This window comes from Roseovarius atlanticus (genome assembly GCF_019802205.1).
Classification (GTDB): domain Bacteria; phylum Pseudomonadota; class Alphaproteobacteria; order Rhodobacterales; family Rhodobacteraceae; genus Roseovarius; species Roseovarius atlanticus_A.
On record NZ_JAHVHQ010000003.1, the window covers coordinates 1,866,012 to 1,882,371 of the forward strand.

The window sequence follows — 16,360 nt, forward strand, 5'->3', positions numbered from 1 at the left end:
CCCCCGAAAGCCCAGTGTTCCAATGACAGGAACCGTACAAAGCCACGCCACCTTGACGACCGCCTCCCGCTGGGGCACGGGAACCGCATGAACGTCACGACCCTCATCCTCGGCGCCGGCGCCGCCGGCATGATGTGCGCGGCCCATGCCGGCCCCGGCACGCTGGTCGTGGATCACGCCAAGGCCCCGGGCGAGAAGATCCGCATCTCCGGGGGCGGGCGCTGCAACTTCACCAACCTCCACACCGCGCCCGGCAATTTCCTCGGGGCAAACCCGCATTTCCACAAATCCGCGCTCAGCCGCTACACCCAGTGGGATTTCATCGACCTTCTCGCCCGCCATGGCATCACCTGGCACGAAAAGACACTGGGCCAGCTTTTCTGCGACGGAAAATCCCCCCAGATCATCCAGATGCTGCGGGACGAGATGACATCCGCCGGCGCCGACCTCTGGCTGCAAACCACCGTGGGCGAGATCACCCATGACGGCACCCGCTTCACCGTCACGCTCGACCGCGAGGGCACGCGTCACAGCGTCACCGCCCACAACCTGGTGCTCGCCACGGGGGGCAAGTCGATCCCGGCCATGGGCGCCACCGGCCTCGCATACGACATCGCGCGCCAGTTCGGCCATGCCGTCACCGACACGCGCCCCGCCCTGGTGCCGCTCACCTTCTCCGACCAGCGCTTCGCCCCCATCTCCGGCGTCGCCGCCCCGGCCCGCGTCACCGCAGGCGATACCAGCTTCACCGAGGCCGTCCTCTTCACCCATCGCGGCCTCTCCGGCCCCGCCATCCTGCAAGCCTCCTCCTACTGGCACGAAGGCGAGGCCATCACCCTCGACCTCGACCCCGACGCCAGCCTCTACGACACCCTCCGCGCCCAGCGCCAGGCCGAGGGCCGCCGCGCCCTGACCACCGAGCTTGCCCGCCACCTGCCCGCCCGCCTGGTCGAGCATCTCGCCCCCGCGCTCGCCCTCACCGGCAATCTCGCCGACCAATCCGACGCGCGCCTGGCGCAGATCACAGACGCCCTGCGCCAGTGGCACCTCAAGCCCTCCGGATCCGAAGGCTACCGCACCGCCGAGGTCACCCTGGGCGGCATCGCCACCGACCGCATTTCATCGAAAACAATGCAAAGCCGCGACGTCCCGGGCCTCTACATGATCGGCGAGGCCGTCGACGTCACCGGCTGGCTCGGCGGCTACAATTTCCAGTGGGCCTGGTCCTCCGGCTGGGCCGCCGGCACCGCCATCGCCGCCACAGCCTGATCTTCTCTTCCTCTGGCCAAAAGGCCTTCTCTTCCTCTGGCTACAAATATCCCGGGGAGCGCGAGGGGCTGGCCCCTCGCCTGCGCAGCCCTTCGCATCAAGCGTAACACGTCCCGGACCTGATCCGGGACCTCCTGCCCCTCAGAGCAACCTTGGAAACTCCGGCCCCTCCAGCGGCGCCCCATGCGCCAGCGTCACCCCCTCGAAGGGCGGCGAGGTGGTGATCCCCTCGCGCCGCGCGAATGTGGCGTCATCCCCCACCAGCCGCAGCGAGAATGCCCGCCGCTGCGCCGTGGCCGAATTGTTCGCCGGCGCGCCATGCACCGTGCGGTAATCGAACGCCACCGCATCCCCCGGCTCCAGCGCCCAGCCGATGATGTCATAGGCACCCCGGTCCCCGTCGATATCCGGCAGCGCCTCCAGCCCGTCATTCTCGTTGAGCGCCGTTCCGTCGAAGCGCTGGGGCCGGAAATACTTGCCCCACAGATGCGAACCGGCGACGAATTCCAGCGTCCGCTCGCGCGGCACCGCGTCCATCGGTATCCAGAGGCTGACCGTCTGCGTGGCATCCAGGCAGTAATACGGCAGATCCTGGTGCCACGGCGTGGGCATCCCGGTCTTCGGCGTCTTGACGATCACGTGCTCATGAAAGAGCCGCACCGTCCTGCTGCCCATCAACTCAGCCCCGATCTGCGCGGCACGCGAATTTTCGATGAAATCGCGATATTGCGGAATCCGGTCCCAGTTGCAGTAATCCGACAGGAACCGCCCGCCCTCCTCGGTGCGGTAATCCCGCGCGTTCGGCGCCGGGTGCTCCAGGTTGTAATCCACCCCCGCCCGCAACACCTCCATCCAGTCGTCGAACACGCCGCGCAGCACCGTCGCGCCCTTGGCGCGGAACTCCGCGACGGTTTCGGCCTTCAACAGATCCGCCATGCCAGTCTCCCCTCAGATACCGGGATCATGCTGGCACGCCGTCGGGCTCTTGCCAAGCGCGTCGCTACAGCCGCGCCTTCACTTCGGCGATGAAATCCTCGCCTCGCCGCTCAAAGCTGTCATATTGATCGAAACTCGCCGCCGCCGGGGCCAGCAGCACGGTCTCGCCGGGCTGCGCATCCTCCATCGCCCGCATCACCGCGTGGCTCATGGTGGTGCAGACCTCCGCATCGACGCCCTCGAGCTGCAGCGCGAACCCCGCCGCCTCGCGCCCGATGACATAGGCCTTGGTCACATGGGGCAACCCCTCCTTCAGCCCGGCCAACCCGCCTTCCTTCTCCAGCCCGCCGCAGATCCAGCGGATCCGCTCGAACGCCAAGAGCGCCATCAGCGCCGCATCCACGTTCGTGGCCTTGCTGTCGTTGACGAACTGCACGCCGTCCTTCTCGGCCACCATCTGACTGCGATGCGGCAGCCCCGCGAATGTTTGCATCGCGCGTTCGATATCCCGCGGCGACAGCCCCAGCGTCCGGCACGCGGCAAAGGCGCAACAGGCGTTCTGGTGGTTATGCGCCCCCGGCAGGCCCTTGATCTGCCGCAGGTCGATCGACCCCACCTGCCGGCCCTTGCGGTATTCCGACAGGAACCCCTTGCGCGCAAAGACCTGCCATCCCGGCCCGGTCAGCTTGCGGTCCACCGACACCCGGATCACCCGGTCGTCGCCCGGCCCTTCCGCCATCTGCCCCGCCAGGAACAGCCCCTCGGGTTCGTCCACGCCGATCACCGCCCGATCCGGCCCGCCTTCGGCAAACAGCCGCCGCTTGGCCGCGAAATATCCCCCCGGCCCGCCATGCCGGTCCAGGTGATCGGGGCTGAGGTTGGTGAACACCGCCACATCCGGCGTCAGCGCGCGGGCCAGCTCGGTCTGATAGCTCGAAAGCTCCAGCACCACCACGCCACCATCGCCGGGCGGGTCGATATCCAGCACCCCGCGCCCGATATTTCCCGCCAGCTGCGCCTCACGGCCCGACTCCTCGAGAATGTGGTGAATGAGCGCCGAGGTGGTCGACTTCCCGTTCGACCCGGTCACCGCGATGACCCGTGGCGCGGTGTCGAAACTGTCCCACTCGCTCGTCGCCAGCGACCGGAAAAAGAGGCCGATATCATTGTCCACCGGCACGCCCGCCTCCTGGGCGGCGGCAACGACCTTGTTCGGCTCGGGGTACAGATGCGGAATGCCCGGGCTGACGATCAGGCTGGCCACGTCGGCAAAATCCTCCGCCGCGCGAAACTGCCGGATATCGAAGCCTTCCTCGGCCGCCGCCTCCCGCGCGGCCGGGTTGTCGTCCCAGCACAGCACGTCCGCGCCGCCCAGCCTCAGCGCCCGCGCCGCCGACAGGCCCGACCGCCCCAGGCCCAGCACCGCCACGCAGTGCCCTTCCACTCCCCGAACAGGTATCACGCCGCACCTCTTTGCCGCTGCCCACGCCGTTGTCGCTATCCGATCCCGCGCGCCAACGCCAGTGCCGCGCTACCAGCCAAGCGGCGCGCGGTCTCGGAAAAAGCCCCCCGTCGGCCCGTCCTCGGGCAAGGTCGCCAGCCACAGCGCGGTCTCGGCGCCTTCCGCGGGGCTGCGCGCCGCCGCGGCGCCGCCCATGCGCGTGCGCACCCAGCCCGGACACATGGCGTTGATCTTGACGCCGGGACCCGCCTCGCGTGACGCGGCCATCGTCAGCGCGTTCAACGCCGCCTTGGCCACGCCATAGGCCCCCGGCCCGTCCAGACCTTCCGAGAAACTGCCCCAGTCGGACGAGAGATTGACCACCCGGCCATAGCCCCGCGCGGTCATGCCCGGCACCGCCCGCCGGATCAGCAGGTAAGGCCCCCGCAACATGACCGCCATGACCTCGTCGAACCGCGCCTCGGGCGACAGGATCGGCGCGTCGAACAAAACGCCGGCATTGTTGACCAGAACGTCGAAGGCGCTCGCATCGGGCAGCGCATCGTCCGGGCCTGCAAGGTCGCAGGCCACAACGCCGGCCCCGATCTCATCGGCCACCGCGCGGCTGCCCGTCACGTCGCGCACTCCGATGGTGACGTCCAGCCCGGCCTCGATCAGTCCTTCGGCAATGGCCCGCCCGATCCCGCGATTGCCGCCGGTAACCAGCGCACGCCTTTTGTCGGTGCCGGTCACGCAGCCCCCGCCGCCACGTCCCGCAGGATCGTCATCGCGCCCCCGGCCAGTTCCTCCGGCACGAAGACATGATCGTGGTGATAGGCCGCCACCACGTTGCAGGGGATAAGCGCCGCGGCCAGCGCCGTTGCCACCGCCGCCGTCAGCCCCACGCCGTCCAGCGCGGAATGCACCGACAGGGTGATCCGGCTCATCGGCATCTCCACCGCAAAGCCCAGGTCCCGCGCCACCTCGTCCGGCAGGATCAGCGAGGTGCCCTCGTCCTCGGCAAACACCACCAGCGCATGGGGACGCGCCCGCTCCGCCAGGTCCCTGTCGTCGGTCGTGCAGAAATGCCAGGTCTCGGGGTCGCGCACCGGCGCCATGCCCTTGATCATGTCCTTTGTGTCAGTAACCCGTGTCGCCATCGTCCATCGCTCCGTCCATCAGTCCGGCTTGGGGGGCGTACGCGGATGGGTGCCCGGGTGATCCGGGACGCTCACCGTCAACCCTGCATCCTGCATGTTGCGGGAAAACTGCCAATCCGCGATCTCGAAATACATGTTCGGCCCGATCGAGACCGACTGCCACCGCAGCGCCGCCGCCTCGGGGCTGACGAACATCATGTGCATGTCGCTGTCGGTATTCAGGCCGACAACGTGATATCCTTCCGCGCGCAGCCGGGGCCAGACCATCGCATATACCTCGCCCACCACGTCACCCCGCCGCAAGGTTCCGGCCGCCGCCCCGGCGTCGATATGCTCCGCGATACCCCCGGGAAGATCCAGCCCGACCGCAGACACCATCAGGTCGAACTGGTCCAGACTGTCCTCGGTCCCCGCCGCCCAGTCCAGTTCGGCCAGCCGGTCCGCAGACCAAAGCGCATGACCCAGCACCGCAACATTGGGCGCAAACGAGCGGTAATACTCGAAGGGGCTCTCCCCGCCCGCCTGGCCTGACAACATCGCCTTCGCAGCGGTGATCGCGACAGGATCACCAGCCGTCAACTCGTCCGCCGCCTGAAGGATCTGGGCATCGCTCAGCGGCGCGTCGGACGTGCCGCCCGACCCGGCCCGTGTCATGCCCTGGGTCATGCCCGCGCCCGGCGCGATCAAGGTTGCCGTCCCTGCAAGACCGGCCACCAGCCATGACATCATGCCCATGTCACCGCACCTTCAGCGTCGCCAGCCCGATCATCGCGAGGATGATCGCGATGATCCAGAACCGGATCACGATCTGCGGCTCGGCCCAGCCCTTTTTCTCGTAGTGGTGGTGGATCGGCGCCATCAGGAACACCCGCTTGCCGGTCCGCTTGAAATAGAACACCTGGATGATGACCGACAGCGCCTCGACCACGAAGATGCCGCCGACGATGCCCAGCACGATCTCGTGCTTGGCGGCCACCGCGATGGCCCCCAGCGCGCCCCCCAGGGCCAGCGACCCGGTGTCGCCCATGAAGACGGCGGCCGGCGGCGCGTTGTACCACAGGAACCCGAGGCCGCCCCCGGCCAGCCCGGCCACGAAGATCAGGATTTCGCCCGTGCCCGGCACGTAATGCACGTCCAGGTACTCGGTAAAGTCCACACGCCCCACCGCATAGGCGATGATCCCCAGCGTCACGGCGGCGATCATCACCGGCATGATCGCCAGCCCGTCAAGGCCGTCGGTCAGGTTCACTGCGTTGGCCGCGCCCACGATCACGAACATCGCGAAGGGGATGAAGAACAGGCCGAGGTTGATCAGCGTGTCCTTGAACACCGGCAGCGCCAGCTGGTACTGCAATTCCTCCGGGTGATACATGCTGGCCCAATAGGCCGCGATCCCGGCGATCAGGAACCCCAGCCCCAGCCGCACCTTGCCCGGCACGCCCTTGTGGTTCTGCTTGCTGACCTTGGCGTAATCGTCCCAGAACCCGATCAGGCCGAAGGACATGGTGACGAACAGCACCAGCCAGACGAACGGGTTGTCCAGCCGCGCCCAGAACAGCGTCGAGGTCAGCAGCGCCCCCACGATCAGCAGGCCGCCCATGGTGGGCGTGCCCGACTTCGCCAGGTGCCCCTCGGGGCCGTCGCTGCGAATGGGCTGGCCCTTGCCCTGGGTCCGGCGCAGCACGTCGATCAGCGGCCGCCCGAAGATGAAGCCGAAGACCAGGGCCGTCAGGAACGCCCCGCCCGAGCGGAAGGTGATATAGCGAAACAGGTTGAAGACATCGCCGCCATCCGACAATTCGGTTAACCAGTAGAGCATTCAAACGTCCTCTTTTTCCGCGACGGCCTGCGCCAGCCGGCGCAGCGCGGTGACAACTTCGCTGACGTAGCTGCCTTTCGAGCCCTTCACCAGGATCACGTCGCCCGCATCCACCAGCCGGTGCACCTCGGCGGCCAGTTCGCCGGCGGATTCCACCCAGCGGCCCCTTTGCGCCCCGGGCAGCGCGTCGTAAAGGGTTTTCATGCGCGGGCCGACGCAATGGATGACCTGTATGTCCTTCACGAACGGCAGGTCCGCGACCTCGCGGTGCATCCGCGCCTCGTCGGGGCCCAGTTCCAGCATGTCGCCCAGGATGGCGATCCGCCGCCCCGCGGCCACCCGTCCGATATCGTTGCGCACCCGGGCCGCGGCCAGCACCTCCAGCGCCGCGGCCATCGAGGTGGGGTTGGCGTTGAACGCGTCGTCGATCAGCTCGATCGACATCCGCTCATCGACCGCGTCCAGCATCAGCGTCTCGCGCGTGCCGCGCCCCTTGTAGGGCCGCCACAGCCCAAGGTCGCAGACCACCACATCGCGGTCCGCCCCCATCGCCTGCGCGGCGGCAATCACCGCCAGCGCGTTCAGCGCGAAATGCCGCCCCGGCGTGCCGACCTTGAACAGGATCTCCTCGCCCCCGGCCTCGGCCTTGCCCACGGTGGCGGCGTCATGCACCGTCACATCCGTCAGCCGCATCTCAGCGCCCGCCGACATGCCGAACCGCACCACCGTCTCCGCCTTGGCCCTCGCGGCCTCGAACAGGATATCCGCCGTGCCCACATCGGCATTGATCACCGCCGTGCCGCCCGGCTCCAGCCCGTCGAAAATCGCGGCCTTCTCGTGCGCGATCCCCTCGATATTCTCGAACGCCTCCAGATGCGCCGCCGCGATGGTGGTGATCAACGCCACGTGCGGGCGGGCCATCACGGCCAGCGGAGAAATCTCTCCGGGATGGTTCATCCCGATCTCGATCACCGCGAACTCGGTGTCGCGCGGCATCCGCGCCAGCGTCAGCGGCACGCCCCAATGGTTGTTGTAGCTCGCCTCGGCGGCATGGGTGCGCCCCTGCCCCTCGAGCGCGGCGCGCATCATTTCCTTGGTCGAGGTCTTGCCCACCGACCCGGTGATCGCCACCACCTTCGCGCCGGTGCGCGCCCGGCCCGCGCGGCCCAGATCCTCCAGCGCCGGCAGAACCTCGTCCACGATCAGCAAGGGCGCCGTCTCGTCCACGCCCTCGGGCACGCGGGCAACCAGCGCCGCCGCCGCGCCCTTTTCCAGCGCCTGCGCCACGAAATCATGCCCGTCGCGCACGTCTTTCAGCGCCACGAACAAATCGCCCGGTTGCAATGTCCGCGTGTCGATCGACACGCCCGTCGCGGTCCAGTCGCAGGTGCTGAGCCCGCCCGTGGCCGCCACGGCCTCCCGCGCTGTCCACAACTCGCTCACGCCACGCCCCCGTCCAGCGCCGACACCGCCACGCTGGCCTGTTCGCAATCGTCGAAGGGGAACACGTCGTCACCCACGACCTGTCCGGTCTCGTGGCCCTTGCCGCAAATCAGCAGCGCATCGCCCGGCCCCAGCATGTCGACGCCGCGCAGGATCGCCTCGGCCCTGTCGCCCACTTCGATGGCCCGGTCGTCGCCCCCCGCCTGGCGCACGCCCTCCATCACGGCGGCGCGAATGTCGCCCGGCGTCTCGCTGCGGGGGTTGTCGTCGGTCACGATCACCGCGTCGGCATTTTCCGCCGCAGCCCGGCCCATCAGCGGCCGCTTGCCCCGGTCGCGGTCGCCGCCCGCGCCCACGATCGCCACCATCCGGCCCAGCACATGCGGGCGCAGCGCGTAAAGCGCAGTCGACACCGCCTCGGGCGTATGGGCGTAATCCACGAACACCGCCGCCCCGCTGGAACGCGTCGCTGCCAGCTGCATCCGCCCCCGCACCGTGCGCATCACCGGCAGCGTGGCAAACACCCGGTCCGGGTCCGCGCCCGCGCCGATGGCCAGCCCGGCGGCCAGCATCACGTTATCGGTCTGAAAGCCGCCGATCAGGTTCAGCTCCACCTGGTGGACCTGCCCGCGCCACGAAAACCGCAAGGTCTGCCCGGTGGGCGAAAACACCCGGTTCAGGATCCGCAGGTCCGCCCCTTCGGCCCGGCCCACCGCCAGCACGTCCTGCCCCCGGCCATAGGCGACGTCCGCCATGCCCGGCCCGCGCGGGTCGTCGATATTGATCACGGCCACGCCGTCCTCGGGCAGGACCCGCTCGAACAGGCCCGCCTTGGCGTTAAAATAATCGTCGAAATCGGCGTGGTAATCCAGGTGGTCCTGGCTCAGGTTCGTGAACCCCGCCGCCACCAGCCGCACGCCGTCCAGCCGCCGCTGCGCCAGGCCGTGGCTCGACGCCTCCATCGCCGCATGGGTGATGCCGTTGGCCTCGGCCTCGGCCAGCACCCGGTGCAGCGTGATCGGCTCGGGCGTGGTATGCGCCAGCGGCGCCTCCCACGCGCCCTCGACGCCCGTGGTGCCAAGGTTCACCGCCTCCAGCCCCAGCGCCATCCAGATCTGCCGCGTGAAACTCGCCACCGATGTCTTGCCATTGGTCCCGGTGACCGCCACCATCGTCTCGGGCTGCGCGCCGTACCAAAGCGCCGCCGCGAAAGACAGCGTCTGGCGCGGATCCTCGGCCACCACCAGCGCGGCATCGCTGTCGGCCAGTTCCTCGGCGGCCAGCGCAACGCCCTCGGGGTCGGTCAGGATCGCCGCCGCCCCCATCCGCAACGCATAGGAAATGAACTCGCCCCCGTGCACCTTGCTGCCCGGCAGCGCCGCGAACAGGGACCCGTCCTTCACCTCGCGGCTGTCCACCGCCAGCCCGGTGATCTCGGCCCGCCGGCCCCCCTGGGCGGTTAGGCCCAGCTCTGCCAAGGATTTGCTTTGCCCCACGCCTCTGGCCTTTGTCTCAACCCGTCAATTCGATGTCAGCGTTATACCTGTTAATGGCGCGGGTTCAATCTCGGGCCGCAGCCCCAGAAGCGGCGCGACGCGACGTGTGATTTCCGCCGCCACCGGCACCGCGGTCCAGCCCGCCGTGCGGCGCGGCTCGGGGCCCGTCGTCTCCACCGGCTCGTCCAGCGTCACCACCAGCACATAGCGCGGATCATGCGCCGGAAACACGCTGGCGAAGGTCGCGATGACCTTGTCCTCGTAATACCCGCCGGTGGGCTTGGGCTTGTCCGCCGTCCCGGTCTTGCCACCGACCGCGTAGCCATCGACCTCGGCGAAAGAGGCCGTGCCCTCGGTCACCACGTCGCGCAGCATCTGCATCGTCTGCGCCGCGGCGCGTTCCGACATCACCCGTGGCCCCAGCTGGCCCTTGGGCTGCTTGATCACCGTCGGTTTCACCAGCCGGCCGCCATTGGCGATGGTCGCATAGCCCGCCGCCAGGTGCAGCGGGCTCGACGACAACCCGTGGCCGTAGGAAATCGTCATCAGCGACAGGTCGGTCCACTTCGCGGGCAACAGCGGCTTGCCGCCCTCCGCCTCGACGATCTCGAACGGCGTCGGCTCGAAGAAACCCAGCGATTTCAGGAAATCCTGCTGCCGGTCGATCCCGATCATCTGCGCGATCCGCGCGGTGCCGATATTCGACGATTTCACCAGCACCTTGGTGACGCTCAGTTCCGGTCCATAGTTGCGGAAATCCCGGATCCGGTACTTGCCGAACCGCACCGGCCCCTTGGTGTCGATCACCGTCGACGGGTTCACCACCCCAAGGTCCAGCGCCTGCGCGATGGTGAACGCCTTGAAGACCGAGCCCAGCTCGTAGACGCCCTGCACCGCCCGGTTGAACAGCGGGCTGTCGCCGGGCTTTTCCCCGGCAATCGGCGGGCGCGGACGGTCGTTGGGGTCGAAATCCGGCAGGCTGGCCAGGGCCACGACCTCGCCGGTCTGCACTTCCATCAGCACGGCGGCCGCGCCCTTGGCGTTCATCAGCATCATGCCGCCCTGCAGCACCCGCTCGACCGCCGACTGCACCGACAGGTCAATCGACAGTTGCAAGGGCTTGTGCCCCATGGCCGGGTCGCGCAGCCGCTTGTCAAAGAACTTCTCGACGCCCGCGACGCCGATCACCTCGGCGGCATGCACGCCCTCGCGCCCGAAACTGGCCCCGCCCAGCACGTGCGCTGCCAGCTTGCCATTGGGATAAAGCCGCATCTCGCGCGGTCCGAACAGCAGCCCCGGCTCGCCGATATCGTGCACCGCCTGGCGCTGCTCGGGGCTCAGTTTCTTCTTCACCCACAGGAACTTGCGCTTGCCGGTGAAATCCTTCTTCAGTCGCTCGACCTTCAGGTCGGGAAAGATCGCCGCCAGCTCCTCGGCCGCCCGTTCCGGCTCCACCATCTGGTGCGGTTGCGCATAAAGGCTGTAGGTCTCGAAATTCGTGGCCAGGATGCGGCCCTCGCGGTCCACGATATCGGCCCGCTGCGCCAGGATATCCGCGCCCGCGAACCCGGTGCGCGGCTCGGCCGGGTCGGTATTGGCCAGCACGCCCATCCGCCCGCCGATGACGGCAAAGGCGCAGACAAAGAACGCGCCCATCACCAGCAGGCGGCCTTCCGCCCGCATCCGGGCCCGGTCGCGCATCTCCTCGTGGCGCAGGCGGATGTTCTCGCGTTCGATGGCGTCGGGGTTCTCGCCCTCCTCGCGGGCCTTCAGGATACGCGCCAGCGGGCGCAAGGGGGTACGGATCATGGCTGCTGCTCCCGTTCCATCACGTCGATGACATTGGAAATCGGCAAGGGCCCCTCGGTCGGATAGGCCACCTGGTCGATCTTGCCGAACTGGTAGGGCTGGAACGGCAACAGTCCCAGCTGATCGAAATTGATCTCCACCAGGTCGCGCAGCCGATCCGGCCGGTTCAGATAGGCCCATTCCGCGTTCAGCACCCGCAGGCGCTGCCGCTGGTCCGCGATCTGTTGCTGCACGGCCTCCGACCGCGCCTGCGCGGCCTGCGTCTCGTAGTTTTCCCGGTAGGCCCAGAAGGCCAGACCGATGACCATGACAGCGGTCAAAACATAGAAGAAACTGCGCATTACCTCACCCCTCGTCGATTATGCGTCTTCGGCACCGGCATCCCGATGCGTCCCCTGTCCACCGGCCGCGACGCGGCCTCGGTTCGCGTCGCCACCCGCAGCTTGGCACTGCGCGCCCGCGGGTTCTCCGCCAGTTCCGCCTCGTCCGGCCCGATGGCCTTGCGCGTGGTCTGGCTGAAGGTCGGCGGATCCTGCTCCACCACCGGCGCGTGCCGGCTGCCGCCGCCGGTATTCCCCGTCTTCTCGGCCAGAAAGCGTTTCACCATCCGGTCCTCGATGGAATGAAACGTCACCACCGCCAGCTGCCCGCCGGGCTTCAGCGCGCGCTCGGCGGCCTCCAGCCCTTCGACCAGCTCGCCATACTCGTCGTTCACCGCGATGCGGATCGCCTGGAAGCTGCGCGTCGCCGGATGCACCTGCCCCGGCTTCGGGCGCGGCAGGCATCCCTCGATGATTTCCGCCAGTTGCAGCGTGGTGACGATCGGCACGTCCTCACGCTTCCTGACGATGGCTCGCGCAATCCGGCGGCTGGCCCGCTCCTCGCCGTAAAGAAACAGGATGTCGGCCAGCTCCGCCTCGTCCATCTCGTTGACCATGTCCGCGGCACTGGGCCCGTCCTGGCTCATCCGCATGTCCAGCGGGCCGTCCTTCATGAAGGAAAACCCCCGCTCGGCCCGGTCCAGCTGCATCGACGACACGCCAAGGTCCAGCACCACGCCGTCCAGATCGGCGCCGTATTCATCCAGCTTCGAGAACGTCCCCTGCACCAGGTCCACCCGGTCGTCCGCCCATTCGGCGGCCATCTCTATGGCCAGCGGGTCGCGATCCACGCCGATCACCCTTTCGGCCCCGGCCTCCAGCAGGCGGCGGGTATAGCCCCCCGCGCCCAAGGTCCCGTCCAGCCAGACGCCCTGCACCGGCGCCACGGCGCGAAGGATCGGTTCTATCAGAACGGGAACATGGGGGATATTCGCGGCAGCACTCCCCATCGCTCATCCCTCCCCGGGCGGATCGATCAGGGTCAGCGGATCGAAATCGCCATCCTGTTCTTCCAGGAAGGCCGCGGTCTCCGCCGCCTCGACCTCTTCGTAGGTCGCCGCGTTCCAGATCTCGAAATAATCGCCCATCGCGACCATCACCGCCTCGCCTTCCAGCCCGATCTGCTGACGCAGGCGCTGGGGCAGCACGATGCGCCCGTCCTTGTCCACTTCCGTGTCCCAGGACTTGCCCAGGATCATCCGGCTCGCGCGCTTGCGCGCGTCCGAGCCGCGCGGCAGCTTGCGGATGCCGTCCTCGATCTCGGCCATGGCGTCGATCGTGTAGGCGTGAAGACAGTTTTTCAGATGCGGCCCGTGCAGCACGACGACACGCGGCAGCGGGGCTTCGGGGCAGCGCGGATCGCCATCGGCCAGCACAGCGCGAAAATCGGCAGGGATCGACATCCGACCCTTGCCGTCAACCTTCTGGTTGAACTCGCCTCTGAAGCTCAGAACCACTGCCCGGCCCGTCCCTCGTTCCCCCGCGTTTCAAAAGTGCCGCCTAAAACACGAAACGGCGGATTGAGCTGCTGCCACTGCCCAATCCGCCGCCCTCGTCCCGCTCTCGCGGGGTGTCCAGCTGCGCGCGCCACCTGGGGGGATGTCTGCTCGCCCGCGCGCCGGATCTCTTCGTTCTGATGAAGCGGGTGCCTGTATGAAACCTGCTCTGGTCTTTGTTTTGTTCGGGGTCGTTGTGTGCCCCTGTGTCCGTCCTCATCGTGGTTAAAGGTATGACATGGTACTTCATGGAACTCAATGAAAAAGTGGCCCGTTCATCTACAGAATGTTGAGTCCGACCCCCTCCCCGATCAACATCATGTGTCGACCAGAGCCATTTTGACGCACCACCTAGCGGACACTCAAAAGCGCAGCACAATATATGGTGGTCGGGAGCGCAGGTGGGTATTTCCCACGATTTCCCGATTTTTTTCTCCACACAGATGGAAACATGAGGTCTCCGGCCGAGGATTCAACGAATCCGCCCTCGAATCCGCACCTGTTCCATGGCGCGATTCGCACGAATCCGCTCACGGGTCCATGATTTCCCAGAACCCGATCCATCGATTCCATGATTTCCCGAAACGACGCGCCATCCGCCCCGTACGCTGGGTGAAAACCCACGCGGCGCCCGCTCAAGACCAACGCTGTGGGCTCTCGCCCACCCTACCCCGTGACCGCGCCGCCCCAAACAGGCCCCGTAGGGTGGGTGAAAACCCACGCGCCTCCACGGCCAACCCGCCCGCGCCCCCATCGCGCGCAAACGCCCGGTCGCGGACCCTTGAAAGCGCCCTACCTGTCGTCCGTCACGGCGATTTCATCAAACCGCCACCCTTTGCAGCCAATGGTTTCAGCCATCTGCTTGAACGCATCTCAGCACACGACTGTTTGGGTAAGGACCTCACGCCAGATCAGCGCATCTGCCACACGAGACCGCAGCACCGCGCGCCCGGACCCCGAAATCGTGTTGAAATAGCTGCCGTCGCCCCGCTTCCGAGGCACGATCCGCGTGCGGTCCTGATCCCGGCAATCCCGACGCGCCAGAAGATTGGCCAGATAAAACGGCCCACCCGAGATCGGCGTCTTGTGGACATCATCCCAGGTGCGCTCCATGCGCACGAATTCGGACAACGCAGGATCGACCGCCTCGAGCGCGTCCTTGAGACGCTCTGAAAACAAAGGGATGGCCTTGGGGCTTTCACCGAACGGCTTGATGACATCGAATGATCGGATTGCCTTGGGCCTGCTCACGCGCCCTTGACTTCAGCACCGTACGATTCCGGCCCGCCGTGCTCGTACTTCATGTCGCGGCCTGGAACCCATTCGCCTTCATAATCGTCATAGTGGATCCGCTCACCATAGTCCGGTGCACGCGCGAACACGTAGTCCAGGAAATCCGGCGTGCCGTAATTGCCCGCGATCAAGTAACACTTCATCGTCAGGCGCCGCCTCTCGACCGATCACGCAGAGAGCACGCCGCCTCAACTCCCCAGCCACTTGAACATCACCAGCGCATCCACCAGCCCCTGCTTCGGATGCCGGAATGCCTTCGGCAACCGCCCCACCGTCTCGAAGCCCAGCTTCGTCCACAGCGCGATGGCCCCCACATTGCTGGTCACGACGAAATTGAACTGCATCGCCTCGTAGCCCAGTTCCCGCGCCACACCCTGCGAATGCTCGCACATCGCCCGCGCCACGCCCCGCCCCCGCGCCGCCGGCGCGGTGATGTAGCCGCAATTGCACACGTGACTGCCGCCGCCCGCCTGGTTGGTCTTGATGTAATAGGTCCCCAGGATCTGGCCATCCAGTTCGGCCACGTAGGTCGCGCGCGGAGCCTCGCACCAGTAATCCATCAACCGGCCCTGCGACAGGTCCGGCTCGATGGCATAGGTGTCACCCGCGCGCACCACGTCGCGCAGGATCGGCCAGAGCGCGTCGGCATCGCCGTCGCGCACCAGCCGGATGGTCAGGTCGTCACGCGTTGACATCGACGACGACACGGCCCTTCACCTGGCCTTTCAGGATGTCGCGGCCCAGCCCCGGCAGGTCCGACAGCGTCGCCGGCTGCACCATGCTCTCCAGCTTGTCCATCGGCAGGTCTTGGGCGATCCGCTCCCACGCCCGCAGGCGGTTGTCATAGGGCTGCATCACGCTGTCGATCCCCAGGAGGTTCACACCGCGCAGGATGAAGGGCGTGATCAGTGCCCCCTCGATCGCCGCGCCCCCGGCAAGGCCGATCGCCGCAACCGAGCTGCCGTATTCCATCTGCTTCAGCACCCGGCCCAGCATCGCACCCGCCACCGCATCGACGCAACCGCCCCAGGCTTCCGCCTCCAGCGGTTTCCTGGTCACTTCGGTCAACTCCTCGCGCGGCACGATCCGGCTGGCCCCAAGGCTCTTCAGATAGTCCTCCTGCTCCGGCCGCCCGGTGACGGCCGCCACCTCGTGCCCCAGCTTGGCCAGGATCGCCGTCGCCACGCTGCCCACGCCGCCGGCCGCACCTGTGACCAGCACCGGCCCTTTCTTCAGCCCCTGGTCCTCCAGCGCCATAACCGCCAGCATCGCGGTGAACCCGGCGGTGCCCACCGCCATCGCCTGGCGCGTATCCAGCCCCTCGGGCAGCGGCACCAGCCAGTCGGCCTTCACCCGCGCCTTCTGGGCATAGCCGCCCCAATGCGCCTCACCCACGCGCCAGCCGGTCAGCACCACCTTGTCACCGGGGCTGTATCGGTCGTCCGAACTTTCCTCGACCGTCCCGGCAAAGTCGATCCCCGGCACGTGCGGGTACTTCCGCACCAAACCGCCGCCCGGCCCGATGCAGAGCCCGTCCTTGTAGTTCACCGTCGAATACTCGACCGCGACCGTCACCTCGCCCTCGGGCAGGTCGTCGATCCCGATCTGCTTCACCTCCGCCGAGGTCTTGCCGCTCTCTTCGTCCTTCTCGACAACCAATGCGTTGAACATGTCCGTTCTCCTGTCTTGCATAGCGAGGCTCCCCCGCTTTCATCGTTCCAAGTCTGTGCGGGGCCGCCCCAACGCCGCCCCTGCTTTTCCTCTGGCCAAAAATATCCCGGGGAGCGCGAGGGGCTGGCCACTCGCTTCCCCCTCCGA

Annotated in this window: 17 protein-coding genes; 1 reads left to right on the forward strand and 16 read right to left on the reverse strand. The window is 67.4% G+C overall.

Features of this window, described 5'->3' with window-relative positions; all coding sequences use genetic code 11:
• The first annotated feature begins 87 nt into the window (after positions 1-87).
• Positions 88-1,269: an NAD(P)/FAD-dependent oxidoreductase gene (locus KUV49_RS15045; RefSeq protein ID WP_222450650.1), complete on the forward strand. Its 1,182-nt coding sequence runs from the start codon at positions 88-90 to the stop codon at positions 1,267-1,269.
• A gap of 141 nt (positions 1,270-1,410) precedes the next feature.
• Here the strand turns inward: KUV49_RS15045 and KUV49_RS15050 are convergent, their stop codons facing one another.
• The 16 genes from KUV49_RS15050 to acuI form a co-directional block, all read right to left on the reverse strand.
• A complete protein-coding gene (locus KUV49_RS15050; RefSeq protein ID WP_222450651.1) occupies positions 1,411-2,205 on the reverse strand; it encodes a phytanoyl-CoA dioxygenase family protein in 795 nt (264 codons plus the stop codon).
• 64 nt (positions 2,206-2,269) lie between these two features.
• Positions 2,270-3,667, reverse strand: a complete 1,398-nt coding sequence (gene murD / locus KUV49_RS15055) for a UDP-N-acetylmuramoyl-L-alanine--D-glutamate ligase (RefSeq protein ID WP_222450652.1) — start codon at positions 3,665-3,667, stop codon at positions 2,270-2,272.
• 69 nt (positions 3,668-3,736) lie between these two features.
• On the reverse strand, positions 3,737-4,399 hold the full coding sequence (locus KUV49_RS15060) for an SDR family NAD(P)-dependent oxidoreductase (RefSeq protein WP_222450653.1): 663 nt from the start codon (positions 4,397-4,399) through the stop codon (positions 3,737-3,739).
• Positions 4,396-4,806, reverse strand: coding sequence for an ACT domain-containing protein (locus KUV49_RS15065; RefSeq protein WP_410000765.1), 411 nt, complete (start codon positions 4,804-4,806; stop codon positions 4,396-4,398). Before KUV49_RS15065 ends, KUV49_RS15060 begins: the two co-directional genes overlap by 4 nt.
• Before the next feature lie 18 nt (positions 4,807-4,824).
• Positions 4,825-5,541 (reverse strand): hypothetical protein, encoded by a 717-nt coding sequence (locus tag KUV49_RS15070; protein ID WP_222450655.1) that lies wholly within the window; start codon positions 5,539-5,541, stop codon positions 4,825-4,827.
• 1 nt (position 5,542) lies between these two features.
• Positions 5,543-6,625, reverse strand: a complete 1,083-nt coding sequence (mraY, locus tag KUV49_RS15075) for a phospho-N-acetylmuramoyl-pentapeptide-transferase (RefSeq protein WP_222450656.1) — start codon at positions 6,623-6,625, stop codon at positions 5,543-5,545.
• Positions 6,626-8,068, reverse strand: coding sequence for a UDP-N-acetylmuramoyl-tripeptide--D-alanyl-D-alanine ligase (gene murF, locus KUV49_RS15080; protein WP_222450657.1), 1,443 nt, complete (start codon positions 8,066-8,068; stop codon positions 6,626-6,628). It lies immediately after the preceding gene.
• A complete protein-coding gene (locus tag KUV49_RS15085; RefSeq protein ID WP_222450658.1) occupies positions 8,065-9,564 on the reverse strand; it encodes a UDP-N-acetylmuramoyl-L-alanyl-D-glutamate--2,6-diaminopimelate ligase in 1,500 nt (499 codons plus the stop codon). Before KUV49_RS15085 ends, murF begins: the two co-directional genes overlap by 4 nt.
• 24 nt (positions 9,565-9,588) lie before the next feature.
• Positions 9,589-11,373 carry a peptidoglycan D,D-transpeptidase FtsI family protein gene (locus tag KUV49_RS15090; RefSeq protein ID WP_222450659.1) on the reverse strand — a complete coding sequence of 595 codons (1,785 nt, stop codon included), beginning with the start codon at positions 11,371-11,373 and terminating at the stop codon, positions 9,589-9,591.
• The gene (locus KUV49_RS15095) at positions 11,370-11,714 is read right to left on the reverse strand and encodes a cell division protein FtsL (RefSeq protein ID WP_152497975.1); all 345 of its coding nucleotides are present in this window, start codon (positions 11,712-11,714) and stop codon (positions 11,370-11,372) included. Before KUV49_RS15095 ends, KUV49_RS15090 begins: the two co-directional genes overlap by 4 nt.
• Entirely contained in the window at positions 11,714-12,703 is a 990-nt protein-coding gene (gene rsmH, locus KUV49_RS15100) for a 16S rRNA (cytosine(1402)-N(4))-methyltransferase RsmH (RefSeq protein WP_222450660.1), read from the reverse strand. The genes KUV49_RS15095 and rsmH overlap by 1 nt, the downstream gene beginning before the upstream one ends.
• A 3-nt stretch (positions 12,704-12,706) precedes the next feature.
• On the reverse strand, positions 12,707-13,210 hold the full coding sequence (locus tag KUV49_RS15105) for a division/cell wall cluster transcriptional repressor MraZ (RefSeq protein ID WP_144435427.1): 504 nt from the start codon (positions 13,208-13,210) through the stop codon (positions 12,707-12,709).
• Between the two features lie 912 nt (positions 13,211-14,122).
• The gene (locus tag KUV49_RS15110) at positions 14,123-14,500 is read right to left on the reverse strand and encodes an imm11 family protein (protein WP_222450661.1); all 378 of its coding nucleotides are present in this window, start codon (positions 14,498-14,500) and stop codon (positions 14,123-14,125) included.
• The gene (locus KUV49_RS15115) at positions 14,497-14,685 is read right to left on the reverse strand and encodes a hypothetical protein (RefSeq protein ID WP_222450662.1); all 189 of its coding nucleotides are present in this window, start codon (positions 14,683-14,685) and stop codon (positions 14,497-14,499) included. Before KUV49_RS15115 ends, KUV49_RS15110 begins: the two co-directional genes overlap by 4 nt.
• 45 nt (positions 14,686-14,730) lie before the next feature.
• Entirely contained in the window at positions 14,731-15,237 is a 507-nt protein-coding gene (locus tag KUV49_RS15120; protein WP_222450663.1) for a GNAT family N-acetyltransferase, read from the reverse strand.
• Positions 15,224-16,213, reverse strand: coding sequence for an MDR family oxidoreductase (acuI, locus tag KUV49_RS15125; protein ID WP_222450664.1), 990 nt, complete (start codon positions 16,211-16,213; stop codon positions 15,224-15,226). Before acuI ends, KUV49_RS15120 begins: the two co-directional genes overlap by 14 nt.
• Positions 16,214-16,360 lie beyond the last annotated feature (147 nt).

Excerpts from the sequence above, each read along its gene's own strand:
- KUV49_RS15045 (WP_222450650.1), top strand. The coding sequence starts at position 88 with ATGAACGTCACGACCCTCATCCTCGGCGCCGGCGCCGCCGGCATGATG.
- KUV49_RS15050 (WP_222450651.1), bottom strand. The coding sequence starts at position 2,205 with ATGGCGGATCTGTTGAAGGCCGAAACCGTCGCGGAGTTCCGCGCCAAG.
- KUV49_RS15065 (WP_410000765.1), bottom strand. The coding sequence starts at position 4,806 with ATGGCGACACGGGTTACTGACACAAAGGACATGATCAAGGGCATGGCG.
- KUV49_RS15070 (WP_222450655.1), bottom strand. The coding sequence starts at position 5,541 with ATGGGCATGATGTCATGGCTGGTGGCCGGTCTTGCAGGGACGGCAACC.
- mraY (WP_222450656.1), bottom strand. The coding sequence starts at position 6,625 with ATGCTCTACTGGTTAACCGAATTGTCGGATGGCGGCGATGTCTTCAAC.
- KUV49_RS15090 (WP_222450659.1), bottom strand. The coding sequence starts at position 11,373 with ATGATCCGTACCCCCTTGCGCCCGCTGGCGCGTATCCTGAAGGCCCGC.
- KUV49_RS15095 (WP_152497975.1), bottom strand. The coding sequence starts at position 11,714 with ATGCGCAGTTTCTTCTATGTTTTGACCGCTGTCATGGTCATCGGTCTG.
- rsmH (WP_222450660.1), bottom strand. The coding sequence starts at position 12,703 with ATGGGGAGTGCTGCCGCGAATATCCCCCATGTTCCCGTTCTGATAGAA.
- KUV49_RS15115 (WP_222450662.1), bottom strand. The coding sequence starts at position 14,685 with ATGAAGTGTTACTTGATCGCGGGCAATTACGGCACGCCGGATTTCCTG.
- KUV49_RS15120 (WP_222450663.1), bottom strand. The coding sequence starts at position 15,237 with ATGTCAACGCGTGACGACCTGACCATCCGGCTGGTGCGCGACGGCGAT.
- acuI (WP_222450664.1), bottom strand. The coding sequence starts at position 16,213 with ATGTTCAACGCATTGGTTGTCGAGAAGGACGAAGAGAGCGGCAAGACC.